Source organism: Microbacterium sp. Ag1, assembly GCF_001005635.1.
Taxonomy (GTDB): Bacteria; Actinomycetota; Actinomycetes; order Actinomycetales; family Microbacteriaceae; genus Microbacterium; species Microbacterium oxydans.
This window is the reverse complement of the sequence record NZ_LBCR01000030.1, coordinates 223,673-238,377: the sequence shown is the minus strand read 5'-3', so window position 1 is coordinate 238,377 and position 14,705 is coordinate 223,673. Positions and strand designations below refer to the sequence as shown.

13 protein-coding genes are annotated in these 14,705 nt (G+C 69.1%); 3 read left to right on the top strand and 10 right to left on the bottom strand.

Features of this window, described 5'->3' with window-relative positions:
• Positions 1 to 3: 3 nt before the first annotated feature.
• From AAY78_RS11445 to AAY78_RS11420, 6 genes are all read right to left on the bottom strand, one after another.
• The gene (locus tag AAY78_RS11445) at positions 4 to 768 is read right to left on the bottom strand and encodes a class I SAM-dependent methyltransferase (protein WP_046748418.1); all 765 of its coding nucleotides are present in this window, start codon (positions 766 to 768) and stop codon (positions 4 to 6) included.
• On the bottom strand, positions 765 to 2,024 hold the full coding sequence (locus AAY78_RS11440) for an MFS transporter (RefSeq protein ID WP_046748417.1): 1,260 nt from the start codon (positions 2,022 to 2,024) through the stop codon (positions 765 to 767). The genes AAY78_RS11445 and AAY78_RS11440 overlap by 4 nt, the downstream gene beginning before the upstream one ends.
• The gene (locus AAY78_RS11435) at positions 2,021 to 2,797 is read right to left on the bottom strand and encodes a fumarylacetoacetate hydrolase family protein (protein ID WP_046748416.1); all 777 of its coding nucleotides are present in this window, start codon (positions 2,795 to 2,797) and stop codon (positions 2,021 to 2,023) included. Before AAY78_RS11435 ends, AAY78_RS11440 begins: the two co-directional genes overlap by 4 nt.
• A 139-nt stretch (positions 2,798 to 2,936) precedes the next feature.
• Positions 2,937 to 4,037, bottom strand: coding sequence for a branched-chain amino acid aminotransferase (locus AAY78_RS11430; protein ID WP_046748415.1), 1,101 nt, complete (start codon positions 4,035 to 4,037; stop codon positions 2,937 to 2,939).
• A gap of 62 nt (positions 4,038 to 4,099) precedes the next feature.
• Positions 4,100 to 5,143 carry a 3-isopropylmalate dehydrogenase gene (locus tag AAY78_RS11425; protein WP_046748414.1) on the bottom strand — a complete coding sequence of 348 codons (1,044 nt, stop codon included), beginning with the start codon at positions 5,141 to 5,143 and terminating at the stop codon, positions 4,100 to 4,102.
• A gap of 81 nt (positions 5,144 to 5,224) precedes the next feature.
• Positions 5,225 to 6,760 carry an MFS transporter gene (locus AAY78_RS11420; protein WP_046748413.1) on the bottom strand — a complete coding sequence of 512 codons (1,536 nt, stop codon included), beginning with the start codon at positions 6,758 to 6,760 and terminating at the stop codon, positions 5,225 to 5,227.
• 95 nt (positions 6,761 to 6,855) lie between these two features.
• Here AAY78_RS11420 and AAY78_RS11415 point away from each other — a divergent pair, with 95 nt between their 5' ends.
• Positions 6,856 to 7,398, top strand: a complete 543-nt coding sequence (locus AAY78_RS11415) for a TetR/AcrR family transcriptional regulator (protein ID WP_046748412.1) — start codon at positions 6,856 to 6,858, stop codon at positions 7,396 to 7,398.
• Positions 7,399 to 7,464: 66 nt separating this feature from the next.
• On the opposite strand, the gene serA is transcribed toward AAY78_RS11415, so the two are convergent.
• From serA to AAY78_RS11400, 3 genes are all read right to left on the bottom strand, one after another.
• On the bottom strand, positions 7,465 to 9,069 hold the full coding sequence (gene serA / locus AAY78_RS11410; RefSeq protein ID WP_046748411.1) for a phosphoglycerate dehydrogenase: 1,605 nt from the start codon (positions 9,067 to 9,069) through the stop codon (positions 7,465 to 7,467).
• A 123-nt stretch (positions 9,070 to 9,192) separates the two neighbouring features.
• Positions 9,193 to 9,528, bottom strand: a complete 336-nt coding sequence (locus AAY78_RS11405) for a hypothetical protein (RefSeq protein WP_046748410.1) — start codon at positions 9,526 to 9,528, stop codon at positions 9,193 to 9,195.
• Positions 9,525 to 10,046 (bottom strand): hypothetical protein, encoded by a 522-nt coding sequence (locus tag AAY78_RS11400; RefSeq protein ID WP_046748486.1) that lies wholly within the window; start codon positions 10,044 to 10,046, stop codon positions 9,525 to 9,527. Before AAY78_RS11400 ends, AAY78_RS11405 begins: the two co-directional genes overlap by 4 nt.
• 85 nt (positions 10,047 to 10,131) lie before the next feature.
• Between AAY78_RS11400 and AAY78_RS11395 the strand changes: the two genes are divergently transcribed.
• Entirely contained in the window at positions 10,132 to 11,100 is a 969-nt protein-coding gene (locus AAY78_RS11395; protein WP_046748409.1) for a hypothetical protein, read from the top strand.
• A gap of 13 nt (positions 11,101 to 11,113) precedes the next feature.
• On the opposite strand, the gene AAY78_RS11390 is transcribed toward AAY78_RS11395, so the two are convergent.
• Positions 11,114 to 11,776, bottom strand: a complete 663-nt coding sequence (locus tag AAY78_RS11390; protein ID WP_046748408.1) for a GntR family transcriptional regulator — start codon at positions 11,774 to 11,776, stop codon at positions 11,114 to 11,116.
• 52 nt (positions 11,777 to 11,828) lie between these two features.
• Here AAY78_RS11390 and AAY78_RS11385 point away from each other — a divergent pair, with 52 nt between their 5' ends.
• Complete coding sequence (locus AAY78_RS11385) at positions 11,829 to 14,684, top strand: FAD-binding and (Fe-S)-binding domain-containing protein (protein WP_046748407.1); 2,856 nt, start codon at positions 11,829 to 11,831, stop codon at positions 14,682 to 14,684.
• Positions 14,685 to 14,705: the final 21 nt, after the last annotated feature.

The following is a 14,705-nucleotide window of genomic DNA, read 5'->3' as shown; positions in this document are numbered from 1 at the left end:
TGCTCAGGGCGACATGCTCACGGCGACCGCCGCACGATGCTCCAGGGGCAGGAGGCCTTCGACGCTGCGCTCGCCCACGACGAGCTCGAACGCTGCACGGAATCGCCGACGATCATCGTGTCCGAGCCGGGCGTAGAGAGCACCGGCACCGGCCACGCCCCCTTCGACCGAACGCCAGAGTGCATCCGGGTCCGCGCGCCAGGTCCAGCCGTGCTCGGCGGCGGTCACGCGCTCCAGGCTCGCGTCCCGAAGCATCTGCGCGAAGCCGGCGGCGCTCCGCTCGAATTCCTCGTCGGCAGGGAGCTTCGCACCGGTGAACGGCGCCACTCCCGCGCGTTCAGTGACCTCCGCCCAGAACCATGAGGGCGACAGCGTCCAGATCGTCGCGACCACGGGGCCACGACTCACGCGCCGCAGCTCGGCCGCCGACCTGCGTGGGGAGCCGACATGGTTCAAGACGAAGTTCGCGACGGCCACATCGACCGCGCCGTCGGCGAACGGCAGATCCGGCAGCCCCGCATCGATCGTGACGATCTGCGGACGGTCGCGGCGCGACACCGCGCGCATGGACGCCTCCGGCTCGCACGCCTGCACGCGCCATCCCGCGTCGGCCCATGCTGCAGCGAGCCTGCCGTCACCCGCGCCGACGTCGAGCAGACTGCGCCCTCGCGGTGCGCCGAGGGCGAGCTGCATCGCCGGGAAGGTCCCTGCGCAGAGCGCGGCGTACGATGCGGAATACGCCGCGCCGACGCCGGCCCAGTTCTTCATCGGGAGCCGGAGCGGGCGAGCGGGGACAGCGCCACGACCGCGATGACCAGGACGAAGGCCGCCACACCGAGTCCCGCGTACTGGAAGTTCGCCAGCACCACGCCCGCCAGCACCGATCCCGCCGCCGCGGACAAGCTCATCAGGGAATCGCTGCGCCCTTGCCTCCGTGTGCGGAGCTCGGGTGCGGACGACTCCGTGAGAAGGGCGGCACCGGCCACCGTCGCCGCGCTCCATCCCAGCCCGAGCAGGATGAGCGCGACCATCACGCCCCAGGCCTCCGTCCCCGTGAACACCGCGAACGCCAGAGCACCGGCGAGCAGCACCTGTCCGAGCAGCACCACCTGGAGCCTGCCCCAGCGGTCGGCCAGCACGCCGAAGAGGGGCGAGAGGGCGTACATGCCGCCCACGTGCAACGCGATCGTGATCCCCACGAGCGCTGACACATCGGCGGGGGTCGCTGCCATGCCCCCGGCGCCGTGCGCCATGTGCGAGAGATGCACCGGAGTCATGGCCATGACCGAGGCCATGACCACGTGGGATCCGGCGATCGCGAAGATCGCGTACCGGGCGACGCGCGGCCGATCCACGGCCACCGCCCCGTCCGTCGAAGCTGAGGCCTTCGCGAGACGCTGCGCCGCGAGCAGCGGATCCGGACGCAGAGCGACGACGTACAGCACGAGCGCAGCGCACTGCGCGACGAAGGAGAAGAGGTACGAACCCGTCTGCGGCGGCATCCCCACCGCGTGGCCGACGATCTCCCCCGGCCCGAGAAGCAGCGGACCGGCGACCCCGCCGATCGTGGTCGACCAGACGACGATGGAAAGGTCTCGTCCGCGGTGCTGCGGCGCGGCGAGATCGGTCGCCGCGAACCGCGACTGCAGGTTTCCCGCGTTGCCGGCCCCGATCATCAGGATGCCGACGAGCAGCATCGGGAAGATCCGCAGAGACGCGGCGAGGATGACCACCGCGATGCCCACCAGGGCGAACAGGTTGCCGAGAGTGAGCGCACGACGACGCCCGACACGGGCGGCGAGACGTGCGAGCGGGATGGCGCACGCGGCCGCTCCCAGTGTGACGGAAGCTGTCGCGAGACCGGAGAGGGCATCGTTCCCCGAGATGTCCGCCGCGAGGAGGGCGCCGAGGGAGACGGTAGCACCGAAGGCGATCCCGCCGAGCACCTGCCCCAGCGACAGGACCAGGACGGTACGTCGCTGAACCGCCTGCTGCTGCGTCGCCGTCAGGGCGACATCGGTCATGACGCGGGTACGGCGTCGCGCACGGTGTTGCGAAGGATGCCGAGTCCGGAGATCTCGACCTCGACGACGTCTCCCGCCACGAACGTGCCCACGCCCGCCGGAGTCCCCGTCATGATGACGTCGCCCGGAAGCAGCGTGAACACCGCCGACGCGTACTCGATGATCGCCGGCACCGAGTGGATCATGTCGGTGAGTGGCGCCTGCTGCCGCACCTCGCCGTTCACCCGTGTCTCGATCGTGGCCTGCGCCGGATCGAAGTCCGTCTCGATCACGGGACCGAGCGGGCAGAAGGTGTCGAAGCCTTTGGCCCGCGACCACTGACCGTCCTTGCGCTGGAGGTCACGCGCGGTGACGTCGTTGCCGATCGTGTATCCGAGCACGTAGTCGAGTGCGTTCTCTGCCTTCACGTTCTTCGCGATCTTGCCGATCACCACCACGAGCTCACCCTCGTACTCGGTGCGCTTGGAGAGCGCCGGACGCACGATCGTGTCTCCGGGCCCGATCACCGAGGTGTTCGGCTTGAGGAACAGCAGCGGCTCCTCTGGGGCCTCTCCCCCCATCTCCGCCGCGTGATCGTGGTAGTTCTTGCCGACGCAGACGACCTTGGACCGCGGGATCACCGGAGCGAGCAGAGCGGCATCCGCGAGCGGCACGCGGGCACCGGTGGTCTCGTACCCCGTGAACATCGGGTCTCCGGCGAGCACCACGAGCTCACGCTCGTCGATGATCCCGTACATGATGGCTTCGTCGTGACTGAACCGGGCGATCTTCATGGGATCAGCCTATCGAGCGCCTCGCCAGGCCTGGAGCCCCAGCAACTTCCGAGACCCCCTGCTCGCGACGAGACCCACGGCCCCGGGCGGACGACAGCATGGGTGTCGGCGGGGGACGTGGGCCTCGGCAGCAGGAAACTCAGGCGTCGAGGCGGAGGAGCCAGCCGTGCTTGTCCTCGCGGCGCCCGTACTGGATGTCGGTGAGTTCTTCGCGGAGGGACAGCGCCAGCTCACCCAGCGGCTGGGGCTCGTCGAAGCCTTCGCCCACGAGCGCGCCGATCGGGGTCACGACCGCGGCCGTGCCACAGGCGAACACCTCGACGATGTCGCCGGAGGCCACGCCCGCGCGCCACTCGTCGATCGAGATCGGACGCTTCTCGACCGTGTAGCCGCGGTCCTCGGCCAGCTGCAGCAGCGAGTCGCGGGTGATGCCCTCGAGGATGCTGTCCGACTCCGGCGTGACGACCCGGCCGTCCTTGAAGACGAACACGACGTTCATGCCGCCGAGCTCCTCCACGTCGCGGTTCTCGTTGAGGAACACGACCTGGTCGCAGCCCTTCGCACTGGCCTCGGCCTGGGGAAGGAGGCTGGAGGCGTAGTTGCCGCCCGTCTTCGCTTTGCCGGTGCCACCGCGACCCGCGCGGGCGTAGTCCTCGGAGAGCCAGATGCGCACAGGCTTCACGCCCCCGGTGAAGTAGGCACCGGCGGGGCTCGCGATCACGTAGTAGGCGACCTTCTGCGCCGCCCGCACACCGAGGAAGGCCTCCTTGGCGAACATGAACGGTCGCAGGTACAGGCTCTGGTCGGCACCGGAGGGCACCCACCGACCGTCGACGGCGATGAGCTCCCGCAGCGACTGGATGAAGTACTCGGTCGGCAGCTCCGGCAGCGCGAGGCGGCGGGCGCTGGCCTGCAGACGCGCGGCGTTCCGGTCGGGACGGAAGGTGTGGATCGAGCCGTCGGCGTGCCGGTAGGCCTTGATGCCCTCGAAGATCTCCTGTGCGTAGTGCAGCACGGAGGCGGCGGGGTCGAGCGGGATCGGACCGTAGGGCTGCACGCGCGGACGGTGCCATCCACCCTTGGCCGACCAGCAGATGTCGACCATGTGGTCGGTGAAGACGACCCCGAACCCGGGGTCCTCCAACACTTCGGCGACGCGTGCCGGCGAGGCCGCGTTCAGGTTCTTCGTCACGGCGAACTCCAGAGGAGCCACGCTCGTCTCGGCGTCGATCGTCGTCATGTCATCATCCAATCCTCGTGGGGTGGGCGCATCCTCGCGCCCTGTCAGCCTACGCCCGCCGTTCAGAGACGGGCAGTGATCGCGGAGCCGATCTCCGCGGTGGTGCGGGCACCGCTGCGGGCGGCGATGTCCGCCTCGACCGCGGCGCTCACACGCGCCGACTCGGCCGTCAGGCCGAGGTGGTCGAGCAGCAGCGCGATGGAGAGGATCGCGGCGGTCGGGTCGGCCTTCTGCTGACCCGCGATGTCCGGAGCCGAGCCGTGCACGGGCTCGAACATCGACGGGAAGGCGCCATCGGGGTTGATGTTCCCCGAGGCGGCGAGGCCGATGCCGCCCGTGACGGCGCCGGCGAGGTCGGTGAGGATGTCACCGAAGAGATTGTCCGTCACGATCACGTCGAAGCGCGAGGGATCGGTGACGAGGAAGATGGTGGCGGCGTCGACGTGCAGGTAGTCGACGGCGACGTCGGGGTGTTCGGAGGCGACCTCGTTCACGACGCGCTGCCAGATGCCGCCCGCATGCACGAGCACGTTGGTCTTGTGCACGAGGGTCAGCTTCTTGCGACGACGCTCCGCGAGGGCGAATGCGTAGCGCACGACCCGCTCGACACCGAAGGCCGTGTTCACGGAGGTCTCGTTCGCCACCTCCTGCGGCGTCCCCTTCCGGATCGCCCCGCCGTTGCCGACGTAGGGACCCTCCGTGCCCTCGCGGACGACGACGAAGTCGATCTCCCCCGGGTTCGACAGCGGACCGGATGCGCCGGCGAAGAGCTTCGAGGGGCGCAGGTTCACGTAGTGGTCGAGAGTGAACCGCAACTTGAGCAGCAGTCCGCGCTCGATGTTCGCGTCCTTCAGCCGCGGGTCGCCCGGCGTGCCACCGACGGCACCCAGGAGGATCGCGTCGTGTGCGGAGATCGCGGCGAGGTCGTCATCCGTGAGCGTGTCGCCGGTCTCGAGGAACCGGCCGGCACCGAGCGAGAAGCGGGTCTTGTCGAACGTCACGTCGCTGTCGACGGTGACGGCGTCGAGCACCTTCTCCGCCTCGGCGATGACCTCGGGACCGATGCCGTCACCCGGGATGACGGCCAGCTTCACGACACGCGACATGAGACTCCTTGCGCACTGCACGGGGGTGGACCGACTCGTTCCCGCCCGAGAGCAGGAGAGCCGGTCCCCCCAGCGTACTGGTCAGTGCGTGGGTGCCTTGCGCAGTGTGACGGCCGCGATCACTCCGGCCGCGACCACGAGGCCGGCACCGATGAGCGAGGTGACGGTGACGCCGGAGCCGAACGCGTCCGACGCGGCCTGCCACAGCGCATCGCCGAGCTGCGTCGGCAGAGCCTGCGCAGCGGTGTAGGCGCCAGCCAGAGTCTCCTCCGCTGCATGCGCCACGTCGGCGGGAAGACCCGCAGGGAGAACGAGCGCTCCGCGGTAGAAGGCCGTGATGATGCCGCCGAGCACAGCCGTTCCGAGCACCGCTCCGAGCTCGTACGCCGTCTCGGACACCGCGCTGGCCGCTCCTGCCTTGGCCGCAGGAGCGCTCGACAGGATGAGCTCGTTGGAGATCGTCTCGGCCGCGCCGATTCCGATGCCCAGCACCACGAACGCGATCACCAGCGGCAGGACGCCGTGCTCGTGCGTCGTGAGAGCGACGATCAGGTAGCCGGCGACGGAGAACGCGAGCCCGGCGGGGATCACGATGTGCGGCGGGATCCGGCGCGAGATCGGCACGACCGACAGCCCGGCCACGATCATCGCCACCATTCCCGGCACCAGCGCGAGACCTGCCGTCATCGGCGACAGCCCGAGGACGAGCTGCAGATGCTGCGACACGAAGTAGAGGAAGCCGACCAGAGCCACGACACTGAGCAGGTTGACCAGGATCGCCCCGGAGAACGACCCCCGCTTGAACAGCGCCATGTCGAGCATCGGCGTCTTGGCACGCAGCTGGCGCCGCACGAACAGGAAACCCATCGCCAGGCCGAGAAGTGCCCACGCACCGGCCTTCAGACTCGGACCATCCACGGCCAGCGACTTGATCGCGTAGACCACCGGGATCATCGTGGCCATCGACAAGACGATGCTGATCAAGTCGATGCGACCGGGGTGGGGGTCGCGGCTCTCCGGCACCAGCAACGGCGCAGCGACGAGCAGAGGGATCAGCACCGGCACCGCGATGAGGAAGACGGACCCCCAGGAGAAGTGCTCGAGGAGGAAACCGCCGACGATCGGTCCGAGCGCCGATCCTGCGGAGAAGGCCGAGGCCCACACCGCGATCGCCATGCGGCGCTGGTCGCGGTTCTGGAAGATCGAGCGCAGCAGGGACAGGGTCGACGGCATGAGCATCGCCCCGAAGAAGCCGAGCAGAGCACGAGCGGCGATCAGCAGACCGGCCGTGGGCGCGAAGGCTGCGAGGGCGGAGACCGCCGCAAAACCGGTGGCTCCGATCAGCAGCATCTTCCGACGCCCGAATCGGTCTCCCAAGGTACCCATGGTGACGAGCAGGCCCGCGAGCACCAGGGGGTACACGTCGATGATCCACAGCTGCTCGGCCCCTGTGGGCGCGAGCGCGATGGAGATCTCGGGGAGCGCGAAACTCAGCACCGTGTTGTCCACCGACACCAGCAGCACCGGCAGCATGAGGACGACGAGCGCCGCCCAGCCGCGGGCTCCGACGCGGGGAGCATCCGTCTCTGTCGTCGGGATCGACGCAGTACGGGTCATGGAACACCTCTCAGGATCTTGATCGCACGGTTAGTGAACCGTCCAGATGGTATAGTAACAGAAGTCCCGCCCCCCGAATCCGCAGAGGATCCACGATGCCCCGACCTCCGCTCGCCCGCGAGAAGGTGCTCGACGCCTTCGAAGCGATCCTCATCGAAGACGGCGAACGAGCCGCGACGCTCGACGCCACGGCGAAAGCGGCCGGTGTGTCGAAGGGCGGCCTGCTCTATCACTTCGGCTCCAAGGACGAGCTCGAGGCCGGCCTCGTGGAACGGCTCGATCGCCTCACGACCATGGACCTCGAACGGATGGCCGCCGCGGAGGAAGGCCCCGTCGCCTACTACGTGCGCACCTCCGTGATGGAGGACGACGCACTCGATCGCGTGCTGATCGCGACGACGCGCCTCGCCCAGGGCGGGTCCATCCCCGCAGCGGACATGCTCCGCGACACGAGGCGCCGCTGGGCGGAGACGATCCGCCCGCACGTGCGCGACAACGCGAGCCTCGATCTGGTGATGCTGGTGAGCGACGGCCTCTACTTCAACAACTCGCTCGACGTGCACGGCCCCGAGCGACTCGTGCCCCGCAGCGATGAACTCGCGGAGCTGATCACCCTGGTTCTGAAGGCGACCGCCTGAGGATCACCGCAGACACGAGAGAGGGCGGAAGCTTCACGCTCCCGCCCTCTCTGCTGCGTCTGCCGATCAGATCTCGGTGATCTCGATCTGACGGAACAGGTCGGCGTCGATGGCACCGCGCACGTCGTCGAGCAGCTCGTCCGAGACGGGCGAGTCGAGCGTCAGCACACTGAGCGCCTGGGCGCCTGCCGCCTGACGGGCGATCTGCATTCCGGCGATGTTGATGCCGGCCTCGCCGAACTTCTGGCCGTACACGGCGACGATGCCGGGGCGGTCGGTGTAGAGCATCACGACGTGGTGCTTCTCGATCGGCAGCTCGAGCCGGTGGTCGTTGATGCCGACGAGCTTCTCCGTCTGCTTCGGACCGGTGAGCGTGCCGGACACCGAGAGCTGAGTGCCGTCGGACAGCGCACCGCTGAGAGTGATGACGTTGCGGTACTCGTCGCTCACATCGTCCTTGAGCAGCCGCACCGCGATCCCGCGCTGGTCGGCGAGGAGCGGAGCGTTGACGTAGGACACCGTCTCACTGACGATGTTGGTGAACACGCCCTTGAGCGCGGCGAGCTTGAGCACGCTCACGTCGTAGTCGTTCAGCTCGCCGTGCACCTCGACGTCGAGGCTGGTGAGAGGCGACGTCGCGAGCGCGGCGAAGATCTGGCCGAGCTTCTCGACGAGCGAGATGCCGGGACGCACGTAGGGGTCGATGACGCCGCCGGCCACGTTCACGGCGTCCGGGACGAGGTCACCGCCGAGGGCGAGGCGCACGGAACGAGCGACCGAGACGCCTGCCTTCTCCTGCGCCTCCTCGGTGCTCGCGCCGAGGTGGGGCGTGACGACCACGTTCGGGAGGTCGAGCAGCGGACGAGCCGTGCCGCCCTCAGCGGGCGGCTCCGAGGTGAAGACGTCGAGACCGGCTCCCGCGATCTCCCCGGCGACGAGCGCCGCGTGCAGGGCCTCCTCGTCGATGAGGCCGCCACGGGCCACGTTCACCACGAACGCGGTCGGCTTCATCGCCGCGAACTGCTCGGCGCCGATCATGCCCGTCGTCTCCGGGGTCTTGGGCATGTGGATGGTCAGGAAGTCCGACTCGGCGACGAGTTCTTCGAGGGAGAGCAGCTGCACGCCGAGCTGCTGGGCGCGTGCAGAGGTGACGTAGGGGTCATAGGCGACGACACGCATGTCGAAGGCCGCGAGGCGCGCGGCGACGAGAGCACCGATGCGACCGAGGCCGACGATGCCGACGGTCTTCTCGAAGAGCTCGGCTCCGGTGAAGGAGCTGCGCTTCCACGCTCCGGCGGAGAGAGAGGCATGCGCGGCAGGGATGCGGCGGGCGAGGCTCAGGATGTGGCCGACCGTGAGCTCGGCGGCCGAGACGATGTTCGAGGTCGGGGCGTTGACGACCATGACCCCGGCAGCCGTGGCCGCCTTGATGTCGACGTTGTCGAGGCCCACGCCGGCGCGGGCGACGACCTTGAGCTTCGGCGCGTGGCTCAGCGCCTCCTCGTCGATGCGCGTGGCCGAGCGGACCAGCACGGCGTCGGCGTCGGCGAGTGCGGCGAACAGCGCCTCGCGGTCGGTGCCGTCGACGTTGCGGACGTCGAAGTCGGGACCGAGAGCGTCGATCGTGGCGGGAGAGAGTACTTCGGCGATGAGCACGACAGGCTTCGGCACAGTGGATCCTTCGGGGCAGCGCGGCAGGGGCCGATGCGCCGCACACCATGGGGGCGCGATCGCCACAACTCTACCGGAGCGCCGACAGCGCTCCGTCCCGTGTGACGCGTCTCGACGGGCGGCTCAGGCGCTCGGCATCGTGAGGCTCAGCGCGATCAGACTCATCCAGAACACGGCGACGACGCCGAGTCCGGCGAGGAAGACGAGGGCCAGCTCGCCCACCGTGCGACGCCGTCCGATGACATACGCGAAGACGAACACGATCGCGGGGAAGACGACTCCGAACAGCAGGGTCGCCCAACCTCCCCCGGTCAGCCCCGTCTGAGCCATCGTGATCAGGTGCGCCACGGCGTTCCACACGGCGTAGGCGTAGAAGAGTCCGGCCAGTCCGGTGACGAGCCCGATGAGCCAGCGGGGAGAACCCTCCGACGTCGATGTTCCGACCGCGGAAGCCATCATGATCCGATCACCCCCACGGTGACGAAGGGCCAGGGAACGAGCAGGACGACGCCGGCGAGCAGCACGGCGACGCGGATCCAGCCTGCCTTCCCCCGCGTGAGCACCCAGCTCGCGAGGAACCAGAGGGCCGGGGCGGCGATCGCGAGGAAGAACCACGGGAGGAACATCACATCGGAGACCAGGAATGACGCGAGGGGCTGCAGCCGCAGTCCGCCGACGATCCAGCCGATCGTGTAGAGGAGATAGATGCCCCCGACGATGCCGACGAGCAGGAGCATCGGCGTGCTCAGGCCCGCCTGCTCCTCGACAGCCGCCTGCTCCTCGACAGCCGCCTGTTCGTCTGCCGGCACCTGCTCGACTGCCGGCGCCTGTTCGGCGGTGGTGTCGCCTTCCTCGATCGTCCCCACCTCGTCGCTCCCCCGTCCGACGGCCTTCCAGCCGCGCGGTAGGGCGCGCTCCTTGGGGTTCGAGGCCTCGTCGCCGTCCCAGCTGAGGGCGTCGTCGAAATCGGAAGTCATGTCCCCAGCGTAGGACACGCGGTCCACTAGGATCGGGGTTGCCTCGAGCCGGAACGGCGGGCATCGGACGTTATGGGGGAGCATCGTGGCCGACAACGACAAGAAGGATGCCAGCAGCGGATCGACACCCGCAGGCTCTGCACCCGCCACCTCCCGATCCACCACCTCGACTCCCGAGCCGCCCGCCGGCTGGGTCCCGACTCCGGAAGCCAAGGCGAAGGCCACGCGGTTCCGTTGGATCGCCGGCATCCTCTGGGCGGTCGCGATCATCGGCGAAGGCGTCGGCATCTTCTGGCTCCTGCGTCAGCGGGTCTTCGTCGGCGAGGACGGCACTCTGGTGCGCAACCGCGACACCGGACTGCTGGAGGAGCAGGGTGTCACGGCGACCTTCCCACAGTGGGCGTTCATCACACTCCTCGTGCTCCTCGTGGTCATCGCCGCTCTGTCCATCACCGGTTCCGTGCTCTGGAAGAAGGCGAATCGACTCGACCCGGCCCGCAGAGCGGACAAGACACGGTTCTTCGTGCAGAACCAGCTCGGGGCCATCATCGCCGTGGTCGCCTTCCTCCCGCTCGTCATCCTGATCTTCCTCAACAAGGACATGGACAAGGGCCAGAAGGCCACAGCCGGGATCGTCGGCGTCGTGCTCGCCGCCCTCGCGCTGTTCGTCGGCGCCGACTTCAACCCGCCGTCCGTCGAGCAGTACACGGCCGACCAGTCGGCCGTGATCCAGCTCCTCGGCAAGGACGAGGTCGTCTGGGTCGACGGCGGCAAGGTCTACCACGTCTGCGACGAGGTGCCCGCGATCCAGACGGGGAGCGAGATCCGCACCGGCACGACCGCACAGGCCGTCGAGGCCGGGAAGATCCGCCTCACCCTGCAGTTCGGCTCCGAGCTGCGAGCCTGCGGTCTCCCGGTGCCGGAGAACGATGAGGAGATCACCGAGGCTCTGCGGGCGATCCAGGCGGGCCAGGTCGACACGGTCCTCCCCGCACCGGTCTGGGCCGACCCCGCAGAGGCACCCATCGTGGTCGAGGAGGCACCGGCGCCGTGACGCCGGCTCGACGCTAGTCCGCGTCGAGCGCTTCCACGAGCCGATCCTCCGCTGACGACAGATGGGCTTCGAGGAGGGCGGCCGCCCGCTCCCCGTCTCCTGACGCCACGGCATCGAGGATGTCGGCGTGCTGCGCGGCGATGTCCGCGGCATCGAGCAGACGGCGGCCCTGCACCTGCGCCATGCACAGCCGGACCTCGTCGAGGACGCTGCGGTACATACGGCCGGTGCGCTCGCTGTCGAGCGCGTCGATGAGGGCCGTGTGGAAGCGCAGGTCGGGAGCGACGGTCGCAGGGTCGGGTCCGCCGGGCATCGCCATGATCTCCGCGTTCGCCGCGAGGGCCGCGGCAGGAACGCTCTTCGACGCGGCGAGTTCGCGAAGCGCCGCACTCTCCAGGCGGGTTCTGGTGCGATACACGTCGCGCACGGTCACGGAGTCGATGTCGACGACGCGCGCGCTCCGGTGCGCTGTGCGCACGAGCAGGCCACTGGCGACGAGCTGCTCGATCGCCGCCTTCGCGCTCGGACGTGCGACTCCGAAGCTCTGCGACACCGCGGCCTCGGTGATCGGGGAGCCGGAGCGGATCGCACCGCTCAGGATGTGACCGCGCAGCTGCGCTGTCACGGCATCGACGACGCCGACGACTCCGAGCGGCGCTTCCGAGGTGGTGCTCATCCGGTCAGCCTATCGAAGAGCCGAGCAGTCGGTACACTTGTCTGACAATCTCATGACGGAGCAGAGGAGCACCGTGAAGACCACCCTCGCCGAGCCGCTGGATCCTGCCCTGCTGGGGCCGACGACACAGGTGCACGCACGCTCGATCGACCGTTTCGCCCGCGCGCACGACGCGTCCCACTACCTGCTGATCCCCGATGCCGTCCTCTCCCCCGCTGACGCGGAGGGTGTCGCTCGTGCCTTCGGAGCGGTCAGAGCTGCCGGTCGCACGATGACGTTCCGCTCCGGAGGCACCAGCCTGTCCGGTCAGAGCGTCAGCGGAGACATCCTGGTGGACACGCGCAGCGGCTTCCGCGACATCCGTGTCGAGGACGACGGCGCTGCGGTCCGGGTGGGTCCGGGTGCGACGGTGCGCCAGGTGAACACCAGGCTCGCGAGGTACCGCCGCAAGCTCGGCCCCGATCCGGCGAGTGAGATCGCGTGCACGATCGGCGGCGTCGTCGCCAACAACTCCAGCGGCATGGCGTGCGGTATCACCGAGAACTCGTACCGGACGATCGAGTCGATGACGATCGTGCTTCCCAGCGGCACGATCCTCGACACCGGCCACCCGGATGCGAACGAGATGCTCCGCGCGGCGGAACCCGCCATCGCCGAGGGCCTGCTCTCCCTGCGGGAGCGTCTGCTGGCATCCCCCGAGCACGTCGCCTTCCTCCGTCAGCAGTTCTCGATGAAGAACACGATGGGCTACGGGCTCAATGCACTGCTCGACTTCGATGATCCGGTGCGCATCCTGGAGCATCTCGTCATCGGCTCCGAGGGCACGCTCGCCTTCGTGGCGGAAGCCCGCTTCCGCACGATCGAGGTGCTCCCCTCGATCGCGACCGGCCTCCTGGTCTTCGACACGCTGTCCGCCGCGATGACGGCTCTGCCTGATCTCACGCGACTCGGTCTCGCCACGATCGAGCTGATGGACGCCGCCTCGCTGCGAGTCGCGCAGGGGTTGAGCGACGTGCCGGACGCCATCGCCGAGATCGAGGTGCAGGGACACGCCGCTCTGCTGGTCGAAGTCCATGCTCAGGACGCAGACACCCTCGTCGCGTCGAGCTCCGCCGCCCAGACGCACTTCGAAGCCCTCCCGCTCGCCGTCGCCCCGCGCCTCACCACGGATGCGGCCGAACGCGCCGCGCTGTGGCACGTTCGCAAGGGGCTCTACACGGCGGTCGCGGGCGCCCGACCGTCCGGAACGACCGCCCTGCTGGAGGACATCGTGGTCCCGGTGCCGCGTCTCCTCCACACCTGCGAGCGCCTCATCGAGCTCTTCTCCGAGCACGGCTACGAGGGCTCGGTCATCTTCGGACACGCCAAGGACGGCAACATCCACTTCCTCCTCAACGAGCGGTTCGACGATGCGGAAAGCGTCGCGCGCTATCGGCGCTTCACCGACGACCTCGTCGAGCTCGTGCTCTCGCAGCAGGGGTCGCTGAAGGCGGAGCACGGCACCGGTCGGATCATGGCGCCGTTCGTCCGCCGACAGTACGGCGACCAGCTCACCGACATGATGTGGGAGATCAAGAACCTCCTCGACCCGCACGGCATCCTGAACCCGGGCGTTGTGCTCTCCGACGACCCCGACTCCTACCTGCACGACCTCAAACGGGTGCCGACGGTGGAGAAGGAAGTCGACCGCTGCGTCGAGTGCGGGTACTGCGAGCCGACCTGTCCCAGCAAGAGCATCACGCTCACGCCTCGACAGCGCATCGTGATCCGTCGCGATATGGCGTGGGCCGAGGAACAAGGCGACACCGAGCTGCTGCGCGATCTGCAGAAGGACTACGACTACGACGGCGTGCAGACCTGCGCGGTCGACGGCATGTGCGGTGTGGCCTGCCCGGTCGACATCAACACGGGCGACCTGGTGCGTCGACTTCGCGCGGAGCAGTCGAACGCGATCGAGGGGGCCGTGTGGGGCACGGCGGCCAAGCACTGGGGTACGGTCACCCGCGCCGGCGGCGTCGCGCTCACCGTCGCGGACGCCCTCCCCGCCCCCCTGGTGCGCGGGGTCACGCACCTCGGCCGCGCGGTGCTGGGGGCCGACACCGTACCGCTGTACGACGGAGGACTCCCCCACGGCGGCTCGAAGCCACCGCGTCCGGAGGCGCCGACCGATGCGCAGGCCGTCTTCTTCGGCGCGTGCATCGGCACCATGTTCGGCGCGGAGGGCGACGGCGAGGGGTCACGGAATGCGCTGCGAGCGCTCCTGGACCGCGCGGGTATCCCCGTCGTGATCCCGGAGGAGAACGGCGGCCTCTGCTGCGGGACACCCTGGAAGTCGAAGGGGCATCTCCACGGCTATGCCCTGATGTCGGACCGGGTGCTCGATTCGCTGTGGGAGGCCAGTCGCGCGGGCGAGCTTCCCGTGGTGTGCGACGCGGCCTCCTGCACCGAGGGCCTGGACGTCATGCTCGCACAGGCCGTCGCGAAGAGCCCTCGATACGCCGGGCTGCGGATCGAGGATGCGACCACCTTCGTGGCACGCGAAGTACTGCCGAAGCTGACCGTGCCCGCGAAGCTGCCCACCGTCGCCGTGCATCCGACATGCTCCACGACGGCGCTCGGAGCGACGGGAGCGTTGACCGCGATCGCCGCCGCCGTCGCGGATGACGTGTTCGTTCCCGAGGGGTGGGGCTGCTGCGCATTCGCGGGCGACCGCGGCATGCTGCATCCGGAGCTCACCGCCAGCGCGACGGCACAGGAGTCCGCGGAGATCGCAGCGGCCGAGCGCGCCCAGGGCGGCTTCGACGCCTTCGTCTCGGCGAACCGCACCTGCGAGATCGGAATGTCCCGCGCCACCGGCCGGCCGTACCGTCACGTGATCGAGGTGCTCGAGGAGCTCACGCGGGGCTGACTCCGTGCGAAGACGCCGAGG